The organism is Bacillus sp. LNXM65, assembly GCF_002998575.1.
Classification (GTDB): domain Bacteria; phylum Bacillota; class Bacilli; order Bacillales; family Bacillaceae; genus Bacillus.
Window position 1 is genome coordinate 307,492 of sequence record NZ_PVRB01000004.1, and the last position, 17,677, is coordinate 325,168.

Sequence of the window (17,677 nt, forward strand, 5' to 3'; positions counted from 1 at the left end):
ATCAATGGAGCAGCGTGACATACATACCTTTCTTCTCCGTTTCTTTCAGGCAAATCAATGCGACATACTAGAAGAAAGTGCAGGACATATGACCGTACAACTAACCATCGATATGGATAAATTGATTATGAACCGCCCTTTTTATTGGCACTGGCTTGAAAAAACTGGTGGTGTACCAGAGCCGCGGCAATTGACCCTCATCACCGATCAAAAAAAAGTGGATGATACGATTGAGGGTGAATTTATCCACTTTGGCTCCCCTCGTTTATTTCAAATATTTGAAGCTGTCAAACAGCAGGGCCGTTTTATCCGTCTCTATGAACGAGTCACTCCGCTCACGAACAACCAGATCGCACTCGAGCCATGGCTTGGTCTCAATGTGAAAATTTCTTATCTCGCAGATCGAAAGAAGGATAAGCTTTTATCACTAGGACTTCATCTAATACGCGGAGAAGTCGTTGAACAATTTCAAGAAAAGCTGGAAACCCGTGAGCTGTCATCTCAAATTCCCGATTATTGCTTTACAATGAGTACAATGATCAAGCCAGAAAGCGGAGTCAAACGGCTCTATAGTCTAATGGAGCGTTACGCCCATGAGGAACCAGACAATTGGGCGGTGAGAGCTGTTCAAAAATGGAAAGAAGACACTGAACTTTTAAACCAATTTTATGAAGGGACTTCAGACACGTCTGTAGAATATGAAATAGAAAGACAAGCACTCAAAACTTTATACGAACCAAAAATCAGTCTTACGATTGAAAATGGCGGACTTTTTTACTTACAGCAAAAAAGAGGAGGTTGACCCATAGGTCCCCTCCCTTTCATGTGACATACAATTTTCGATCAGCCAAAAGCAACGTTTGTCTGTTTGTATTGGGCGGAAAAATGACGCAAGCAAACTATGAGGTCTTACCACCTGTGTCTTTCCATTTCATGCGTTAAGTGCCTGAAATACATGATTCAGTATTTTAGGAGGGTATTTGTATGGAAAAGAAAACGAACATATTAGACAGTGAATGGATTGAATTATTACTTGAAGCTCGTAAAGCAGGGCTAACAGTTGAAGAAGTCCGTCAATTCCTCAAATCAAGTGAAAAGTCCTCTGAGTCTCACCCTCTGGTAAGAAGTCATTCTATCAAACCTTTCTGAATGTGCTATAATATCGAAAGGAAGGTGATGACATTGATTGGCCAGCGTATTAAACAATACCGCAATGAAAAAGGCTACTCACTATCAGAACTGGCCGAAAAGGCTGGGGTAGCGAAGTCTTATTTAAGCTCAATAGAAAGAAACTTGCAAACAAACCCCTCCATTCAATTTCTTGAAAAAGTCTCCGCTGTTCTGGACGTCTCGGTTCATACACTGTTACACGAAAAAGATGAAACCGAATACGATGGTCAATTAGATAGTGAATGGGAAAAACTAGTTCGAGATGCAATGACATCAGGGGTTTCGAAAAAGCAATTTCGTGAATTTTTAGATTATCAAATCTGGAAAAAAAATCAAGAAGAGGAGTAAAGCGCACATTTTAGCGCATACTCCTCCAATTGCTATGCAGAGCTTGATATCAGTCTAAAGACTGGCTTTATTTTTTATCTTCGCTGTGTGCTTTTTCGTTTTCTTTCACGTAGCCTTTTTCATCCGTATGCTTTTTGGGATTGATCGTTAAACCATTCCACTGAGTCGCTTCGAAGGATAGATCAATTTGAATCGCATCGCCTTGGTATTTATTTTGGATATAGTGACCAGCTTTATCCTTCGTCTGGTCATTGACAAATTCAATGATCATTTCCATTTTATCGTAATCAAACGGGTTCTTTGGAATGCCGTCATACTCTGGAGCCACTGTTCCATCAACAGTTGCTACATTAATCTTCCCACTTTCATGTAAAAACTTCTCATCGACGGCATGACGAAGCTTTTCAAATGCGGTCTGATCATGTTTTGACGTTAGTTGATGCAAGTCAAGCAGGTTTGCATGGTCTAAGATAATATTTTTCGGATAACCATTTCCACCTTCGGCTCCAACCGTAAGAACACTCACCTGAAACTGGCTGAGAAATTCTTCAGCTGTATTCTTACCGCCATTCTTCGCGGAAGCTCCGTCTTGAAACTGGCTGTAATCAAGACTCATCAGCACTTGATTGATCGCAAGCGATCCTTTATTTTCAAAATGAAATTCTTTCTTGATCCGATCACCAGGTTTTAAGTTCGCAAGGTTGATGGCGCCGGAGTTCTCTTTTGCTGATAAATCCAGCTCTCCTGTCGAGTAGACCGCGTTTGCCGTTTCTACATCGTTAAACGCCGCCCATGTCCCCCCGCCGATTAATGCAAGGCCTAAAGCCCCTGATAATACACCTAAACGAATTGATCTTTTCTTTGCCATGAATGAACCCCCTAATAAATTGTTTTATTGAAACCTAATTAGGTTACAAACGAAAATTTAAGCTTGTTCCTCTGACATATGTAAATCAGCCGTGTGTCTTCGGTGTTTTGCAGCGCCCACAAAATGAAGAGTGGAATAAACGAGCAGCATCACACCTGGTATAATGAGCAGCAACGCAGTTCCAGCCGAAGTCCCTGCATACGATAGAAGCTTTCCTGCATAAGGAATGTTCACACCCGTATACTGCGCAGCCACCTGATCCGCTTTTACTAGCGTGCCGTCCTGATACATATTGTGGTCACCTTTCGTCTCAAAGGCTTTATTTGCTCCCTTTCCTTTCACCCCAACAATTCGGTGGGTCACATAAGACTGGTCCTGCTTCGTTTGAAACGTGATAATATCTCCTTTTTTAAGCGCCTCCGGTGAAGTCACTTCTTTTACGACAATGAGTGAGCCAGTCGAAAATTCTGGTTCCATTGATCCAGATAATACTTGCTTGAATTGATAACCGAAAATCTGAGGATCTCCCCCAGTAGTTCTTGAAGACAATACGACAATAATACATGCAATCATCACCGTGAACACCACCACATAAAGAATACTTCCAGACATCTTCATCCATTTTTTCATGACCTCTTCTCCCCTTCGCCTATCATTGTTTCCTTTAGAAGACAGCTCCATTTAGGATGCCTTTTCTTGACACTTTGCGAGCTGCATATGTTTAGACCATATGAATGCTTCTTCAGATCCACCAAAACCTTTAGGATAATAGATTTTAAACACATAGATTCCATTCGTTTTTGCTTTATCTGTCGTGACAGTCGTTGTTTCTTGTGAAAGAAGAGACTGTATAGAGCCTTTTGCAAGAATATGACCATCTTGTAGCGGCTTCTGCTCACTTTTCACTTTATGTAATTCCCATTTCCATTCAGAGTGTGCAATAGATTGTCCACTATTTTTTAATGTCATGCTCAAGCTTTGAGGCGCGCAGACTGTTCCTTTGTTCATCGTTTGATCGATGAGTTCCAAATGACTTCTATCCCATTTGGTAGGCTGACAATGCTGATCCGTCTGTTCAAAATTTTCGCATGTTTTCATGACAAAGTTTGAGTGCTCAACATCGTTAAAAGAAGCGTTCGTTGTTGAGATCAAAAGAGATGTAAAAATCAAACAAATGGTACAAAAGAGTACAAAGAGCGACTGTTTCATTCATTCTCCAACTCCTTGAACGATTGTTCTTTAATAAGAACGATTACATACAGTATAAGGAAATACCTATAAAACCCAAAACGTCAAATTAGTCCATTTTGTTCTTAAACAAGAACTATTACGAGAAAATTCTTCCATTTTCTCATTCTTTCGCCGTATTCAATAATTTTTTGTGTGACATTTGTACTTCTTAAAAATTTACATAAAAGTGCAGCATTTGGTCAGAATAATAACAGGTGAGGTGATGTGAAGTGAAATATGGAAAGATGTTAATCTTGCTCAGTTTATTGTTGGGCCCTATGATATACGACGCCAATCCTGCTGATGCGAAAGGTTTCACTGCCGCCGCAGATCAATGGGAAACACGGGCAGTCAAAGAAGCAAAGAAACGATATCCGCTGGCACAAGTCTTATTCAAACAAAAAGTATGGGACCGTCATCGTGAGAAGGAATCTGTGAAACAGTATCATATTACGTTAAAAGACCACGCCAAAGAATTTGGGGTATTTGTCACTATTTCTTATAACCCTTACTCAAACAAGGTCAATAAAGTGATAGTTGTGGAAGAATACAGCTAAAGGGGCATAAAAAAACCGCCTGCTGGCGGCTTTTTACTTTCGTCGATGTCGCTGACGTTTTTTTAACATCATTGAAAACCCAAACGGCAGAACCCCAAATAAACGCTGTGAAAATGGCGGTTTCGTTTCCATTTTCTCTTGTTTATGTTCCTTCCGTTCGTCACGTGGTGTATTCATATATTTAATGATTTCCTGCGTCATATATTTTACATAGTCATTGGTTTTCAACACATTCACCTCTTCTTTCTTCAAGTGTTACCTAGAAGAGGATCATTTTATACACTGGCTATTCAGGGTTTGCCCATTTCATGATTTCACGGGTCTTCCAATCCAGCACCAGTTCCCGCTCATCTGATAAACCATCCTTTGTTTTCACACTGACTAACATGAGGATACGCTTTTTCTTTTGATCGCATGTCATCTGCTTCAATGTCACGCGGCCTTCTTCAGTGTCAATATGGGTATGCTGCTTTTCACACAAACGATGTAATGTACGGGCAGCTTCACTCGCCCCCACCCTGAAAAGCTGCTGTTTTTTATAAAAAGAAATCGTCAGCTCTGCACTTCTCAGCTCTTTTTGAAACCCTATCGTCATTGATCCTAGGATCAAGAGAAAAAATAGAATCGCAGCTAGTACATGCGGATAGATAAATCCTCCTTCTCTTTTCACGATGTAGGAACCACCCCTTTATATATGAAAAAAACGGCTTCATACACCTTACCAGATTCATCTGTGACTTTCAGGATGGCTCTATATTGATTCGTTCTGACACGAAATTCTTTCACCTTTTGCAATAAAGGAAGATGGCCTGCTTGATCCATTCGCTTCCGAAGCATCTCTTGATATGGCTCAATCGTTACCACTCGCCCTTGATCAGATACATACTCTAACGCTTTACCTCCTTGCACCGATCTAACAGCCGTTGCACGGCTTAATTCCTCATCTAATTGCAGGACAGTCTGTTTCCACTCCATTTGTGAAAATCGGTTAATCTCTTCAAAAGGACGGGCTTTCTCAGCTGTAGAAAAGATTAGTACACAGCCAAAAGAAAGGAACAAAAATAGCTGTAATTGCCACAAAGCCTGGACAAGGGTAAAACCTTGTTCACCGTTCAGCAACATGGTGAAAGCATATGGTCTGCTTTTTTTGTATTTTGTATGATACACACCCCTTCTCTTTACTCCAATTGAATACATATGTGACGTCGCCTCGTTTCTTTTTGACAGAAGGTTTTGTACCATCTATGAACGATTCATTCATCTGTTCATGCAAGATTTGGTAAGCTTCAAGTTTGGCTCTTACTTCATTTTTCCCTATCATGATTTTTTCATAGGCTGGCATGAGCACAAGGGCTGCAAATAGGAAGATATGACAAGCAAACAGCGCCTCAATCGTACTAAACCCTCTATTGTTTTTGAACATGGATTCGCCCGCTTCCTAAATAGATCGTGAGTTTATACGTTTGACTGCCAAATTGAATGATGAGAGACCCGCCGCTGCTTGGATGTCCGTTTACATTAAAATAGATACCTTGTGGAAATGTAGAAGCCTTAATGCTTCCCTTTTGTTGCTGAAAAGAAGTAATGACTTCGCCATCCTTCTGATCGATTACCTGATACGATACATGTGGCGGATGGAATTCAACATACACACGTGTTTTTTTGATAAATGCAGTATAAGCAGCCAATTGAAAATCTTGTTTCATGATGTTCACTTGTCTTTTGGCTTCAGCGCCTTCTATTAAATTTGGGATTTTTCCTCCTATGATCGACAATAGAATCGATAGAACAAGTAAGATCATTAGCTGTTCAATGAGGGTAAAACCCTTCTCATGAAAAATCAATTTATTCATGCTTCACATGGCCGTTTTGAATGACAATCGCTTTTCCATTAGGACACGTTAATCCCTTTTTGACATAGCCTTCTTTTTCTAATTCAGCTAAAGATGGTGTCTTGCCATCATGCTCTAATTCATATGCCATCACCTGTGTGCTCACCATTGATTTAAGCCCTTCACAGCCCTTTGCTTGAATCGTTTGGTGGTGACGAGTGATATTCGGGATGGTAATAAGTAAAAGAATCGAAATCACGAGCATGACAATTAACATTTCTAACAGGGTAAATCCTTTATCATTCATGTCTTTGTCCTCCTTCTTACACTTGCTCCATGAGTTGATACATTGGTAAAAGAATAGATAGATACACAATGAGTATAAGAAGTGCTGTCACACCATAGATCACCGGCTGCAGCCACGAAATCCATTTTTCAATTTTCAGCTCTGCATTCTCTAATAGAAATTGGCTGTACGTGTACATTTCTCTTGCAAGCATCCCGCTCGCTTCACCATGCTCGATGACGGCTGCAAAATGTTTCTCGAAAAAAGGAGACGAGCTTACTTGATGTGCCATGCTTTCTCCTTTTCTTAGCTCTTCAATCATCTGTTCTGATATTTCTTGAAGAAAGGGTAAGTAGCTTTGCTGTTTAAAAGCTAGCAAGCTCTCGTACATCGATAATCCAGCTTGAAGCAGTCCGCTTAACTGAAGAGAGAAAAGGTACGTATGCATCAGCTGCATTCCTTTATATAAAAAAGGAAACCTGCTTATCACCATCAGCTTCTCAAGGGTGGACTTTTTCCTAAAAAAGACAGCATAGTATCCGGTCAAACAGATACACACACAGCCGATGAGGAGGAGAGAAACATGCAGCAATTGAAAAAGTCCAAACATACCTTGAATCAGCCATGACATTCGGGTATCCATCGAGGAGTACAAGAGAGAAAATTGAGGAATGATCATTTGTTGAACGAGTATGAGCACGACCAAAACCGTAAAGATGAGGAAGATCGGGTAACGTAACATGCGTTTAAACGTGTCTACCTGTTTGATTTTTTTCTCTAAAAACCGCGCGCTTTGTTCAAGTGCTTGTGCTAGACTGCCATGCTTTTCGGAGAAACTTAATATGGCAATGACTTCCCGCTGAAATTGGAGTCTCTCCAGCACCACATAAAAAGGCTCCCCTTCAAGCAGCCACTGAATGCCCGGTGTTAATTGTTGCTGCTGCTCATTCGACAACTGGATATTCACCATCGTTAATGCCTCAATCACTGTATATCCAGCCTGAATCAATTGAGCAAGTTTTGATAGACATTCCGCTTGGTCCTTTTTAGACCATGCTTTAGAGGCTTGCTTCTTCATAAACCCAGCGATGATAGGTGTTTTTCGATAAATAGCCTAGTGCCACTCCTTTACGAATTAATCTTTGCAGTGTTTCATATGACGAGTGAGCATATTCTCCTTTAGCCTCCTTGATACACTCACCTAGCTCCTTTCCGAACAGCAGTTCAAATACATTTGTTCGTCTGACCGGTCGATTTAATTTACAGTAAAGCTGACATGTTTCTCCGCAAAAAGGACAGGTAAGCTCGATTAATCGCTGCGCAGCAATCGCAACCATCGTTTGTTCGAGTTCATTCATCGTGACACCAAATTCAAGCATACGATAAAGGGCTCCTTTTGCATTTTTCGCATGAAGCGTACTCATCACTAAATGGCCTGTCAGTGCTGCTCTAATTGCCGTTCGGGCCGTTTCGGCATCTCTTATTTCTCCTAGCACAATCAGATCTGGATCATGTCTTAAAATAGCACGTAATCCTGCGGCATATGTGATGCCGGCTTTTTCATTCACTTGAACCTGTAACACTTCTTCATTTCTTGTTTCCACAGGATCTTCAAGTGTAATAATATTTCGGTTGAAATTCTTTTTTGCAAACTGGATTAATGAATAAAGGGTTGTTGTTTTCCCTGAATTTGTTGGACCGGTAAATAAAATCAGCCCATGCGAATGATTCAAAAATGATAATAATCTGATGGAGGCTTTCGGAAATAGTGACAGATGTTTTATTTTTGGAACATGATCCTGCGGCAATATTCTAATCACTAAACTCTCATCATTTACAGTTGGTAAGGTAGACATCCGAATAAACACCTGGCCGCTTCTTAGCATCACAGCTAGTGACCCATTTTGCGGCCTCCTTTTTTCCCCGATATCCATGGATGATAAAAATTTAAAATGAGCAATGAGCCGCTCGCCGCTTTTTTTATCAATGGTTCGCTGCTGAATTAAATCTGAGTCTACGCGGAAAGATACCGACGCTTCCTTTTCTTTTGGAACAATATGCACATCAGATGCTCTCATGCGGCATGCTTCTTCTAGCAGCTCTTGTCCCAAATATTCAATATCATACAAATGGTTCACTCCCTTCTCTGACCATATTGTAAGTTGGAGGAACCTGTCTGACAAAAGAGCATTTTATCATTTTAACGACTAAGCATGCGAAAAAATCATCAGCTTGCGATGGAAAACGTGGTTTTTTAAAAAAGAGCATATAAAAAAACCTGACTTTTACAAGTGCAGGTTTTTTGGTCATGTGGCTTCTTGCGGCTGTTCTTCAAAAATACGAAATCCTCTTTTTTCTAAAGCTTTTGCAAGGCTGTGTTCAGTATTTACTTTTGAGAAATCAATGCCCAATTTCACGACGGTTTGAGCAATTTCTGGGCGGATGCCTGAAATAATCGTCTCGATTCCTAGAAGCTTCGCACTATCCACCACTTTAAAGAGCTGATAAGCAACCATCGTATCAACGACCGGTACGCCTGATATATCAATAAACAAATGCGTTAGACGCAGTCTTGAAGCCTGTTCTAGTACGGATTCTAGAATAATTTTGGCCCGGTACGTATCAATCTCTCCGATGAGCGGCAAAATCCCAATTTCCTTTGAAACTGGAATAACAGGAGCACTCAGTTCCTGAATCATCTCTCTTTGTGCATTTAGCTGACTCAGTGTCACACGGTCGTATTCTTCTGATAAACGCTCGATCATATTATCAAACGTGGAATGAAAATGCTGATTCCACCCGCACACATCTTGGAGCGTCACTTCAAGCTCGGTTTCTATTATGAATTTCTCGATTCTCGAACAGAAAATCTGACGGAATATCTTAAATTGTCCAATGATTTCATATAAAGGCACCTCGTGAACGGCTCGATCACGTGCAATATCAACAGACCATTTTTTTAAATGATTTTCTACTTTGTCTGACAGCGTCACAAGCGTTGCTGCAATGGTTTGAATAAACGCTGTGTTCTGTTCCTTCAGCTTCATTTCCGTTTCCTCTGAAGCATGTTTGGAATATAATGAGCCTTCTTCTGTTCTTGTTTTCAGCCATTCTTCGGTCATGACAGGGGCTTCTTTTAGGATAAATTCATATAATTGCTTAGATTTTTCATTTTTCATTTACTTCTTCCGCTCCTTTTTCACTTAAAACTAGTGACATACAACTTTTATGTATAAATGACCGCAGATGGTGAACAATATCATTACACGTTTGATATTGGGCTATAGCCAAGTGGTAAGGCAATGGACTTTGACTCCGTGATCGTTGGTTCGAACCCAGCTAGCCCAGTTCAGCACAAAAACGAAGACGGCTGAAGAATGTTTCAGCTGATCTTCGTTTTTATTAGGAAACTGATTGATGAATCGCTTTCTTTTTTGATATTTTCATGAGTTCTCCGGGATTATAGCCTACTACTAATTTATTTCCATCAATGATAATTGGCCTCCGGAGCAGTTTTGGTTTTTCAATGAGAAGCTGAAGAACCTCGTTTACTTTTAAATCATTAATATTTAAATTTAAGCTTTTAAAAGCCTGGCTTCGTGTGGCTAAAATTTCATCCATTCCTTCTGTTGTTAAGGAAAGAATCTTTTTTAATTCATCTAGGGTTGGCGTTTCTCTGAAAAGGTGACGCTCTTTAAAATCAATTTGATTCGCCTTTAGCCAATGTTTTGTTTTGCGGCAAGACGTGCAGCTCGGGTATGAATAAAAAGTAATGTCACTCATTAGTCTTCCTCCTTAGGTCGTTAACCTTTTCTCTTATGGAGTAAGTACCCTCATGTATTTCGGCATAAACACGTTTTGATCACTTTTTCAAAAAAATTTTTTCTACTTGTAAAATAAATGTTCACACGTTGTCAAAAATGTAAATGTTTACATAACAAGTGGTGATCAGCTATAATATGAATCAAAGGGGTTTTTAAGGGGAGGGAAAGAAATGAATCGCATGTTCCGCGTGCTTGGCTTTTGGACGGGTATTTTTGCTGTCATGTTCTATTTAGGGCATATGAAAGATGCATCGCTGCTGTTCTTCGGTCAAACCGTTCTTTTTGTATTTTTATCCTACTTGAATTTATCCGAAAGAATGTATATTTACATTTTCGGAGCGTACTTGACGATTTTCTTTGCCGGATTTACATATTATTCGATCTTCATCATGGTTCCCGGTACCGGACATTAATTGAAAAAAGCGTCTCTTTAAAAAGAGATGCTTTTTTCATACCTGTGTTTAAAGAGAAAAACCATTGATAAACGGATTTTGCTCCTGCTCTGTGAGTACAGTGGTTTCACCGCCATGTCCACTTAAAACAAGAGTTGATTCTGGTAATGACAACAATTTGTTATGAATCGATTGAAGCAGCACTTCTTGACTGCCCCCTACTAAATCTGTTCTCCCGATGCCACCTTCGAATAACGTGTCACCAGAAATCACAAATCCTTCTTCCGCCGAATAGTAAGACACACTGCCTGGTGAATGCCCAGGTGTATGGAACATCTCTAATGTAAACGATCCAATTTGAAGAGTTCCTTCTGACGTAATTAATTTTTCTGCTTCTTTGACCGTAATTCCATTCCCAATCAATCGAGCTGAACCGTTTAATTCAGCGTTCGTCAGCCATTCCTTTTCATTCTCGTGTACATAGAGTGGCACTCCCCACTCTGCACGCACCTCATCTGCCGCACCGATATGATCAAAATGAGCATGTGTCAGTAAGACAGCAAGCGGTGTGAGCTGTTTTTCTTTTATATAGGAAATCAGCTTTTGTGCTTCACCGCCTGGATCAAAGATTAAGCATTCTCCGTGCTCATTTTTCCAAATATACGCATTCGCTTGTACATAGCCTAGTGGCATTCTTCTCCAATTCATTTTCATCACCTACTTTATTCATTCTTTTTTATTATGAAGGCTACACAATAAAAATTCAAACAATCGTCAACTGGAATCTACTCGACAAGCTTTATGAAAACGGTTAAAATGAAAATAAAGGAAATCAAGGGGATTGATGACAAAGGGGGACTTTCACATGATGCTCGTCATTATTTTTGGTCTAGTCACGATTTTAGCTGCACTCGGGATCTATCGCTCACTTAAAAAAGTGAACGTACTTGCCATCGCTTTTGCTGGCGCGACATTTTTGGTTTTTGGATGGTTTACTGTCATGACCATCATCTATAGCGGTTATCCAACCGCACATTAAAAGCCTGCAAATAGCAGGCTTTTTTTATTGATTCAAGTGCTTATTCACGCTTTCTATTTTACTTGTAAGCGTTGTGGTTTGATCCCGCCTGTCATCAATGCGGATATTGGTGGCTACGCGGTGCAATCCCTTTTCAAAAGGTGCTTCATGAATGCGCTGAATGACTTCAAATAAAACAGATAATTCACCTTCAATTAACGTATTCATTGGTGTTAATTGATAATTAATTTTCCCTTCTTTTTGAAAGCCTTCTAAAATTCTTTGTACATCTGCTACATAAGCACTGACACTTGGTGTTTCAGTACCTATTGGAATGATGGTCACATCTGCTATGGCCATGTTTCTTGCCCCTTTCCATTGAATCCTCATGTTTTCTCGTCCTCATTGTAACCTATTCACAATCAATCATGCCATGCTCACGTTGCATTTAAAGAAGGTTTGTCTCGTTCTATCGTCAAATCCGCCCTCTCTACCTTCCCAATCTTTGTGAATAGAAGCAGGCATATCCCTGACACAGCTTCAATGATGCCGCCAGCCGCAATGACATACCCAGACCCAAATAGTGTCGCCATATAGCCGCCAATGAGAGCACCTAACGGAATCATGAAGAAGGAGATCATGTTGATAATCGCATACACTTGCGGCTGATCCTCTGCTTTTACTGACAATTGAATCATTGTATGTTCAGGTACGTTGACTGCACTGATGGCAGCCCCTAAAGCAAAGGCTGATATAAACACAAGTGGTAAAAATGCGTTCATGCCTGTGATGAAGAACGAGATTCCATCAACGATCCCGGCACCTATAAACAGCAGCCCATACCGGTTCACTTTTACCTTTGTCAAAACAAACCCCATCAAGAAGGCACCTAGTGCCGTTGTGACTTTAATAAATGAATAGATAACTGGTCCACTATGTAAATCCTCTGTTAAATAAATAACAGACAATGCTTCCCATGGTGCTGCAGCGAAGTTTGAACAGACACAAAAAATCGCCAATGGAAACAAAATATGATGCCTTTTAACAAGTGAAAATCCCCGAATTAATCTTTTGCCGTATGATAACCCTTTTTTGGCTTTATCGATGATGACTTCTGTTTCATATGTAATCATTAATACCAATAAAGCGGAGAAGAGATAAAGAGGAATGATCACAAGCATTGTATACCCTACCCCTACAAACGCAATCATGACACCACAAATCGTTACCGTCACAAGCCTGACCACATGACTTGCTGATTGGATAGTTGCATTCGCTTTTTGTATGAGGTCCTCATGGACAAGCTTTGGAATAATTGATACGGACGCCGGTTCGTAGGAGCCACCAGTCGCCGAATGAAGCAGCATACAGCCAATCACAAGTGCTAATGGCGTGAAATCATAAAAGTAACTGACCACGATCACAAGGATTATCGCTCCTCTTGTTAAATCAGCAAAACACATCCAAAATTTCAATTGATGCGGCTTCATCATTGGGGTAATCAGCGGCCCAACAATGGCTTGCGGAACAAAGCTGACCGCAATAAAAAAAGCTGTTCCAATTGCCCCTTTCCCGCCTAGTACTAAAAGCCACAAGATGGTGTTGAAAGATAAACTATCAGCTGTTATTTTGCACATTTTAGAAATAAATAAGTAAGTGAAATTCCTTTTCCACAGGCTTTGAGCACTCAATGTTCGACATCTCCCTAAAACATATCCTTTTTTTTACATCCGTACTTTTCACAATAGCTCACAAGGCGGCCTTCGTCAATTGCTCTAACATTATTTTTATTGACAATAAGAAATTGATTCACGTTCAAATGTAAAAAGCACCTGACAGGTGCTTTTTAACACTTACATGCTTCCCATAACAGCCGCTTTGTTTTCTCATAGATGGTGTCAAATTGATTCATGGAAAGAGGATTTTTTCCTAGACCAAGCTCGACTGTATAGCCCTCATTGTGAAATTGATAAATAAACCAATCGCGATAGCCTGCATAGCTGTCAAGATATCGAACCGGTTTATAGCCGCTTACTTGCTCGAATCGTTTGACCGTTTCTTTTGAGATGGCAGGTTCGTGGCCAAGAAAGCCCCAGTATATCTCTTCTCCTTGTGTATGGAGAGCGATCAGCCGGTCAAAGCGTTTTCGTAACGCTAGATTTGCCATCGCTTTCGCTTCTGGTTCTGTTAGCGGCTCGCGCCCTGGAAAACCCCGATTGGACGGTGCCTTAGGCTGATGACGGTAGTATTCGATCTCCCAATAAGCTGGAAATTGATTGTTCAAATCCACCCCTCGAATATTTGCTTTCCACTCCTGATAATCAGCATATCTACCATGTAGCGGTGTGAATTCTTCACTGCTGAGACCTAGCGACTCAGGTCCATTCCGTACGAGGTCTACGCCATCTGGATTCACCATTGGCACGATGGAGAGAGCTGTGGTTCGCAGAATATGAACGGCTTCATGATGTCTTGCTTGCACCGGGTCAGATGCGGCTAAACACAGCGATTTCAGCCATTTTATTAAAACAGACGTCGTGATCCATTCATTTGCATGAAAAGAGGCATTCAAATGAATAGAATGTAAATGCTGAACAGGCTCTGTTCGGATTTCATAAATAGGTGTATCAAGCACTGAATGACCTATTATGCTGATTTGAAGAAAAGGAAATGCGGCTTTCAAGCGGCTCAGCTCTTCTTCTAATTGAGCACTATCATATTCAAAGGTTCCATTGATCCAATCATCGGATTGCTGCAGCCTGTAAGGCGCAATAAATTTCTGCAGCTCACCTATGGAAGAAAATGAATGGATGCCTTCCGGAAGTCTATATCCCGGTAAAAGAAGGTGATCAGTGCTTGTTTGATTGGATAAATGAAAAGCCGCATTCCCTATCCCTAACTGTTTTGCCACATTATCCTTTCCCGCTTCATCCAGCTGCCATTCAATTTTCCCAAACGACGTTGTCTTCATTTACATCCCTCCTCTCATACTATATGAGCCGGCAGACAAAAAAAGAAAACCTCTGCATCTAAAAATAGCAGAGGTTTTCTCATATGTTAGGACGCCTTTTTCAGCTTCGTTTCATCTTCTTTTTTGGATGGAGAATGGTCCGGGCTGTTCCGGTCATAAAATCTAAGGAGATCACCGTAGATGATTTGATCAGAGAATTGAAGCTCTTGCTTTGCCTTCTCTTCATAAGACTGACAAACGGTCTCATCATCTCTTGGCTCACCCGTTTCTTTATTGTAGCAAACTCCATCTGTGAAAACACTGTCCTTCGTAATAAAGCTGCCATCACGAAGCACGGTAAAGTCATTCTTATCTTTTGATAAAAGATCATGACCAAATTGAATCTGTTTACTTGTATCAATTCCTAAAAGATTGAGTATAGTTGGACGGATATCGACTTGACCGCCTACCGTATCAATTTCTTTTGGATGTTGATCTGTGATCCCTGGAATGTGTACAACAAACGGGACTTTTTGAAGCTGCACTTCTTCAAATGGCGTAATCTTTTTATTTAAAAATTGTCCCATTGCTTCGTTATGGTTTTCTGAAATTCCATAGTGATCTCCATATAAAACAAAGATGGAATTTTCGTACAAACCTGTTTCCTTCATCTTTTCAAAGAAAATCTTCAGCGCCTCATCTTGATAACGCACTGTAGGAAAGAACTTGTTTAACGTTTTGCTCTTAGAATCATATTCATCAATGAGCTTATCTTCTTCATCTAGATCAAATGGAAAGTGATTCGTTAATGTAATCAATCTCGTATAGAAAGGCTGCGGGATCGATTTCATCAATTCCGCTGACTGTTCAAAGAACGGACCATCTTTCAAGCCCCAGCCAACTGAGTTCTCTTCATTCACATCAAATGATTTAATATCAAAAAACTTATCGTAGCCAAAGCTATCGTAGATCAGGTCACGATTCCAGAAACTTTTGTTATTCGCATGAATAACAGAAGAGTGATACCCCTCATCCTTTAACAACTCAGGTGTGGCTGTATACTCATTGCTTGGGTTTGTGAAGAACACAGCCCCTCTTCCAAGTGGATAGAGAGAGTTATCAACAATAAACTCTGAGTCCGATGTTTTCCCTTGACCTGTTTGATGATAGAAATTAGTAAAGTTGTAGCTTTTCTTGATTAGTTTGTTTAAAAATGGGGTAATTTCTTTCCCATTTAATTTTTCATTGACCACAAAGCTCTGAGTAGACTCTAGGGAGACAAGAATGACATTTCGCCCTTTCGCTTGACCAAACGTTTTTTCATTACGGTCGGTTTGATTTGCGCTTACATAGTTTTCAATTTCCGTTAAGCTATTGCTGTCGGCAAGGGCTCGTTGAGCAGACTGCTTCGATTGCAACACTCCATCATAAATATGGAAATTATATAAGCTAATATTTTTCACCAGCATCTCACGGTCAAATGAGCGAGTGAGCAGTTCTGGTCTTTCTGTTTCAGCCAAACCAAGGTTAAAGAAGAAAGTGGCTGCCACAAATAAATAATAAGCTGCTCGTTCTTTTCGTGAAATGGTGACATCCGTTCTAAAGGAAGGCTGCTTTTTATAGAGCCACATTAAAATCATAATATCAACGAACATCAGAAAATCGACTGGTTCAATTAAAGAGGTAATACTTGACCCGAGGTCACCCATATTGTTTGTTTGAAATAGGACGGGGATGGTTAGAAAGTCACTATAGAATCGATAAAACACAATGTTAGCTAACAAAATGAATGTCAGGATAAAACTCATCACGATGATATATCGATTGCGATTTTTTTCTTTCATAAATAAACCGATACCGAAGATAAACAAGAGAAAGCTAAGTGGATTAATAAACAGGATAAACTCCTGCATGAAATTTTCTATTTTAATATTAAAGCTAGATTTATAGATAACATAGGTTTTGACCCACATTAACAATGTCGCAATCAGTAAAAATGAAATCGCCTTTAATCTTTTCTTTCGCATTGTAACCTCCTTATGCTCTAAGCATGCACTCAAGTTAGGGAATACCCTAATTATTGGTGCTTCTTCAAAAATAACTAAACTATATCTTATCCTGTATGTGCTGGAAAATCAATGTCTTTTTCCTCATGACAAACTTATGAATATGCTAAACATTTCATTTCATGCCCATCTATCGCTTTTTTTAATAAAAATGACATCATGATGACTTTTTTGTTTAAGACAGCCATTTGTTTTTTGCCATCCATGCACCACCGATGACTCCTGCATCGTTTCCGAGTGAAGCAATCACGACTTCGACATCATCAGCGCAAGGCGGAAATGCGTGATGTTTAACAACGCGCTCTACTTTACTGCGAAGAAGCTCCCCTGCTTTTGAAACACCGCCGCCAATGACGATTTTTGTTGGGTTTAACGCACTGGCAAGATTCGCTAAGACTAGTCCAAGATGAGTCGTCACTTCTTCTACGACACGTATGGCAAGATCATCTCCACTTTCAGCGGCCCTAAACACATCCTTTGCAGACAGCGAAGTGAGCGTGCCAAGTGAAGATGTATGCTGCTCCGTTTCTAATTTATCCTTTGCAAGCCGAACGATGCCAGTCGCAGAAGCAATGGTTTCAATACAGCCTGTTCTTCCGCAGTTACACGGTGCTCCTTGGAATGGAACGGCACAAATATGGCCAATTTCTCCGCCAGCCCCAGTCTCACCTTGAACAACTTCACCATTTACAATAATACCGCCGCCAACACCCGTGCCAAGTGTGACCATCAGGATATTTTTTGCGCCATCTCCTGCCCCCTTCCACATTTCACCGAGTGCAGCAATATTCGCATCATTTTCTATGACAGATGGAAGTCCTGTCTCTGCCTCCAGGTGATCTTTGAGTGGATAGTTTGTCCAGCCGAGATTCGTTGTTTTATAGACAATCCCAGATACTTTATCTACAGGCCCAGGTGCACCCATTCCAATCCCAATAAGCGCTGATTTTGGCATACTGATTTCGACCAGTTTGTGGTCAATTGATTTGGCAATATCGACTGTGATCGTCTGCCCTGATTTATCCGTAGGAATCTCCCACTTATGCTGAATTTCACCATATAGATTAATGAACGCAAGCTTAATTGTCGTACCGCCAAGATCAACTCCTACAAACCAATCCCCTATCATATGCCCT

General features: G+C 40.4%; 25 protein-coding genes and 1 tRNA gene. 7 read left to right on the plus strand and 19 right to left on the minus strand.

What is annotated here, in order from left to right; all coding sequences use genetic code 11:
• The first annotated feature begins 4 nt into the window (after positions 1-4).
• From C6Y03_RS10110 to sinR, 3 genes are all read left to right on the plus strand, one after another.
• Positions 5-802: a YqhG family protein gene (locus C6Y03_RS10110; protein WP_034661279.1), complete on the plus strand. Its 798-nt coding sequence runs from the start codon at positions 5-7 to the stop codon at positions 800-802.
• Positions 803-984: 182 nt separating this feature from the next.
• Positions 985-1,149 (plus strand): anti-repressor SinI family protein, encoded by a 165-nt coding sequence (locus C6Y03_RS10115; protein WP_106031001.1) that lies wholly within the window; start codon positions 985-987, stop codon positions 1,147-1,149.
• Between the two features lie 33 nt (positions 1,150-1,182).
• Entirely contained in the window at positions 1,183-1,518 is a 336-nt protein-coding gene (gene sinR / locus C6Y03_RS10120; protein WP_095285385.1) for a transcriptional regulator SinR, read from the plus strand.
• 67 nt (positions 1,519-1,585) lie between these two features.
• Here the strand turns inward: sinR and tasA are convergent, their stop codons facing one another.
• From tasA to tapA, 3 genes are read right to left on the minus strand one after another with little or no spacing between them, the layout of a single operon-like run.
• Entirely contained in the window at positions 1,586-2,386 is an 801-nt protein-coding gene (gene tasA / locus C6Y03_RS10125) for a biofilm matrix protein TasA (RefSeq protein ID WP_106039250.1), read from the minus strand.
• A gap of 57 nt (positions 2,387-2,443) precedes the next feature.
• On the minus strand, positions 2,444-3,016 hold the full coding sequence (gene sipW / locus C6Y03_RS10130; RefSeq protein ID WP_066031752.1) for a signal peptidase I SipW: 573 nt from the start codon (positions 3,014-3,016) through the stop codon (positions 2,444-2,446).
• A gap of 51 nt (positions 3,017-3,067) precedes the next feature.
• A complete protein-coding gene (gene tapA, locus C6Y03_RS10135; protein ID WP_106039251.1) occupies positions 3,068-3,595 on the minus strand; it encodes an amyloid fiber anchoring/assembly protein TapA in 528 nt (175 codons plus the stop codon).
• Positions 3,596-3,894: 299 nt separating this feature from the next.
• Between tapA and C6Y03_RS10140 the strand changes: the two genes are divergently transcribed.
• Entirely contained in the window at positions 3,895-4,173 is a 279-nt protein-coding gene (locus C6Y03_RS10140; RefSeq protein ID WP_223250494.1) for a DUF3889 domain-containing protein, read from the plus strand.
• A gap of 33 nt (positions 4,174-4,206) precedes the next feature.
• Here the strand turns inward: C6Y03_RS10140 and C6Y03_RS10145 are convergent, their stop codons facing one another.
• From C6Y03_RS10145 to C6Y03_RS10190, 9 genes are all read right to left on the minus strand, one after another.
• The gene (locus C6Y03_RS10145; protein WP_024718846.1) at positions 4,207-4,401 is read right to left on the minus strand and encodes a YqzE family protein; all 195 of its coding nucleotides are present in this window, start codon (positions 4,399-4,401) and stop codon (positions 4,207-4,209) included.
• Between the two features lie 58 nt (positions 4,402-4,459).
• Positions 4,460-4,843: a competence type IV pilus minor pilin ComGG gene (locus C6Y03_RS10150; RefSeq protein ID WP_034661288.1), complete on the minus strand. Its 384-nt coding sequence runs from the start codon at positions 4,841-4,843 to the stop codon at positions 4,460-4,462.
• Entirely contained in the window at positions 4,840-5,340 is a 501-nt protein-coding gene (comGF, locus tag C6Y03_RS10155; RefSeq protein WP_034661289.1) for a competence type IV pilus minor pilin ComGF, read from the minus strand. The genes C6Y03_RS10150 and comGF overlap by 4 nt, the downstream gene beginning before the upstream one ends.
• Positions 5,279-5,596 (minus strand): competence type IV pilus minor pilin ComGE, encoded by a 318-nt coding sequence (comGE, locus tag C6Y03_RS10160; RefSeq protein ID WP_034661291.1) that lies wholly within the window; start codon positions 5,594-5,596, stop codon positions 5,279-5,281. The genes comGF and comGE overlap by 62 nt, the downstream gene beginning before the upstream one ends.
• Positions 5,580-6,026: a competence type IV pilus minor pilin ComGD gene (comGD, locus tag C6Y03_RS10165; RefSeq protein ID WP_066030666.1), complete on the minus strand. Its 447-nt coding sequence runs from the start codon at positions 6,024-6,026 to the stop codon at positions 5,580-5,582. The genes comGE and comGD overlap by 17 nt, the downstream gene beginning before the upstream one ends.
• Positions 6,019-6,312 carry a competence type IV pilus major pilin ComGC gene (comGC, locus tag C6Y03_RS10170; protein WP_003217322.1) on the minus strand — a complete coding sequence of 98 codons (294 nt, stop codon included), beginning with the start codon at positions 6,310-6,312 and terminating at the stop codon, positions 6,019-6,021. The genes comGD and comGC overlap by 8 nt, the downstream gene beginning before the upstream one ends.
• Before the next feature lie 16 nt (positions 6,313-6,328).
• Complete coding sequence (comGB, locus tag C6Y03_RS10175) at positions 6,329-7,369, minus strand: competence type IV pilus assembly protein ComGB (protein WP_106039252.1); 1,041 nt, start codon at positions 7,367-7,369, stop codon at positions 6,329-6,331.
• Positions 7,350-8,420 (minus strand): competence type IV pilus ATPase ComGA, encoded by a 1,071-nt coding sequence (gene comGA / locus C6Y03_RS10180; RefSeq protein WP_106039253.1) that lies wholly within the window; start codon positions 8,418-8,420, stop codon positions 7,350-7,352. The genes comGB and comGA overlap by 20 nt, the downstream gene beginning before the upstream one ends.
• A 177-nt stretch (positions 8,421-8,597) precedes the next feature.
• Positions 8,598-9,470 (minus strand): STAS domain-containing protein, encoded by an 873-nt coding sequence (locus tag C6Y03_RS10190; RefSeq protein ID WP_106039255.1) that lies wholly within the window; start codon positions 9,468-9,470, stop codon positions 8,598-8,600.
• Positions 9,471-9,568: 98 nt separating this feature from the next.
• Between C6Y03_RS10190 and C6Y03_RS10195 the strand changes: the two genes are divergently transcribed.
• Positions 9,569-9,639, plus strand: a tRNA-Gln gene (locus C6Y03_RS10195).
• Between the two features lie 54 nt (positions 9,640-9,693).
• Here the strand turns inward: C6Y03_RS10195 and C6Y03_RS10200 are convergent.
• Positions 9,694-10,074 (minus strand): Spx/MgsR family RNA polymerase-binding regulatory protein, encoded by a 381-nt coding sequence (locus C6Y03_RS10200; protein WP_007501232.1) that lies wholly within the window; start codon positions 10,072-10,074, stop codon positions 9,694-9,696.
• Between the two features lie 211 nt (positions 10,075-10,285).
• Here C6Y03_RS10200 and C6Y03_RS10205 point away from each other — a divergent pair, with 211 nt between their 5' ends.
• A complete protein-coding gene (locus tag C6Y03_RS10205) occupies positions 10,286-10,528 on the plus strand; it encodes a DUF2626 domain-containing protein (protein ID WP_003217440.1) in 243 nt (80 codons plus the stop codon).
• Between the two features lie 48 nt (positions 10,529-10,576).
• Here the strand turns inward: C6Y03_RS10205 and C6Y03_RS10210 are convergent, their stop codons facing one another.
• Positions 10,577-11,215: an MBL fold metallo-hydrolase gene (locus C6Y03_RS10210; protein ID WP_060596838.1), complete on the minus strand. Its 639-nt coding sequence runs from the start codon at positions 11,213-11,215 to the stop codon at positions 10,577-10,579.
• A gap of 157 nt (positions 11,216-11,372) precedes the next feature.
• Here C6Y03_RS10210 and C6Y03_RS10220 point away from each other — a divergent pair, with 157 nt between their 5' ends.
• On the plus strand, positions 11,373-11,546 hold the full coding sequence (locus tag C6Y03_RS10220; RefSeq protein WP_003217333.1) for a DUF2759 domain-containing protein: 174 nt from the start codon (positions 11,373-11,375) through the stop codon (positions 11,544-11,546).
• Positions 11,547-11,570: 24 nt separating this feature from the next.
• Here C6Y03_RS10220 and C6Y03_RS10225 read toward each other — a convergent pair whose 3' ends face one another.
• From C6Y03_RS10225 to C6Y03_RS10245, 5 genes are all read right to left on the minus strand, one after another.
• Entirely contained in the window at positions 11,571-11,885 is a 315-nt protein-coding gene (locus tag C6Y03_RS10225) for an MTH1187 family thiamine-binding protein (RefSeq protein ID WP_034662003.1), read from the minus strand.
• A gap of 77 nt (positions 11,886-11,962) precedes the next feature.
• Positions 11,963-13,216, minus strand: coding sequence for an MFS transporter (locus C6Y03_RS10230; RefSeq protein ID WP_060596687.1), 1,254 nt, complete (start codon positions 13,214-13,216; stop codon positions 11,963-11,965).
• A gap of 155 nt (positions 13,217-13,371) precedes the next feature.
• Positions 13,372-14,496 carry a M14 family metallopeptidase gene (locus tag C6Y03_RS10235; RefSeq protein WP_060596686.1) on the minus strand — a complete coding sequence of 375 codons (1,125 nt, stop codon included), beginning with the start codon at positions 14,494-14,496 and terminating at the stop codon, positions 13,372-13,374.
• Positions 14,497-14,582: 86 nt separating this feature from the next.
• Entirely contained in the window at positions 14,583-16,502 is a 1,920-nt protein-coding gene (locus tag C6Y03_RS10240) for an LTA synthase family protein (RefSeq protein WP_106039256.1), read from the minus strand.
• Between the two features lie 214 nt (positions 16,503-16,716).
• Entirely contained in the window at positions 16,717-17,670 is a 954-nt protein-coding gene (locus C6Y03_RS10245) for an ROK family glucokinase (protein ID WP_106030992.1), read from the minus strand.
• Positions 17,671-17,677 lie beyond the last annotated feature (7 nt).

Bases quoted from the DNA above. Each gene is read 5' to 3' on its own strand.
- C6Y03_RS10110 (WP_034661279.1), top strand. From the start codon at position 5: ATGGAGCAGCGTGACATACATACCTTTCTTCTCCGTTTCTTTCAGGCA.
- C6Y03_RS10115 (WP_106031001.1), top strand. From the start codon at position 985: ATGGAAAAGAAAACGAACATATTAGACAGTGAATGGATTGAATTATTA.
- tasA (WP_106039250.1), bottom strand. From the start codon at position 2,386: ATGGCAAAGAAAAGATCAATTCGTTTAGGTGTATTATCAGGGGCTTTA.
- sipW (WP_066031752.1), bottom strand. From the start codon at position 3,016: ATGAAAAAATGGATGAAGATGTCTGGAAGTATTCTTTATGTGGTGGTG.
- tapA (WP_106039251.1), bottom strand. From the start codon at position 3,595: ATGAAACAGTCGCTCTTTGTACTCTTTTGTACCATTTGTTTGATTTTT.
- C6Y03_RS10140 (WP_223250494.1), top strand. From the start codon at position 3,895: ATGATATACGACGCCAATCCTGCTGATGCGAAAGGTTTCACTGCCGCC.
- comGE (WP_034661291.1), bottom strand. From the start codon at position 5,596: ATGTTCAAAAACAATAGAGGGTTTAGTACGATTGAGGCGCTGTTTGCT.
- comGD (WP_066030666.1), bottom strand. From the start codon at position 6,026: ATGAATAAATTGATTTTTCATGAGAAGGGTTTTACCCTCATTGAACAG.
- comGC (WP_003217322.1), bottom strand. From the start codon at position 6,312: ATGAATGATAAAGGATTTACCCTGTTAGAAATGTTAATTGTCATGCTC.
- comGB (WP_106039252.1), bottom strand. From the start codon at position 7,369: ATGAAGAAGCAAGCCTCTAAAGCATGGTCTAAAAAGGACCAAGCGGAA.
- C6Y03_RS10190 (WP_106039255.1), bottom strand. From the start codon at position 9,470: ATGAAAAATGAAAAATCTAAGCAATTATATGAATTTATCCTAAAAGAA.
- C6Y03_RS10200 (WP_007501232.1), bottom strand. From the start codon at position 10,074: ATGAGTGACATTACTTTTTATTCATACCCGAGCTGCACGTCTTGCCGC.
- C6Y03_RS10205 (WP_003217440.1), top strand. From the start codon at position 10,286: ATGAATCGCATGTTCCGCGTGCTTGGCTTTTGGACGGGTATTTTTGCT.
- C6Y03_RS10210 (WP_060596838.1), bottom strand. From the start codon at position 11,215: ATGAATTGGAGAAGAATGCCACTAGGCTATGTACAAGCGAATGCGTAT.
- C6Y03_RS10220 (WP_003217333.1), top strand. From the start codon at position 11,373: ATGATGCTCGTCATTATTTTTGGTCTAGTCACGATTTTAGCTGCACTC.
- C6Y03_RS10225 (WP_034662003.1), bottom strand. From the start codon at position 11,885: ATGGCCATAGCAGATGTGACCATCATTCCAATAGGTACTGAAACACCA.
- C6Y03_RS10235 (WP_060596686.1), bottom strand. From the start codon at position 14,496: ATGAAGACAACGTCGTTTGGGAAAATTGAATGGCAGCTGGATGAAGCG.
- C6Y03_RS10240 (WP_106039256.1), bottom strand. From the start codon at position 16,502: ATGCGAAAGAAAAGATTAAAGGCGATTTCATTTTTACTGATTGCGACA.
- C6Y03_RS10245 (WP_106030992.1), bottom strand. From the start codon at position 17,670: ATGATAGGGGATTGGTTTGTAGGAGTTGATCTTGGCGGTACGACAATT.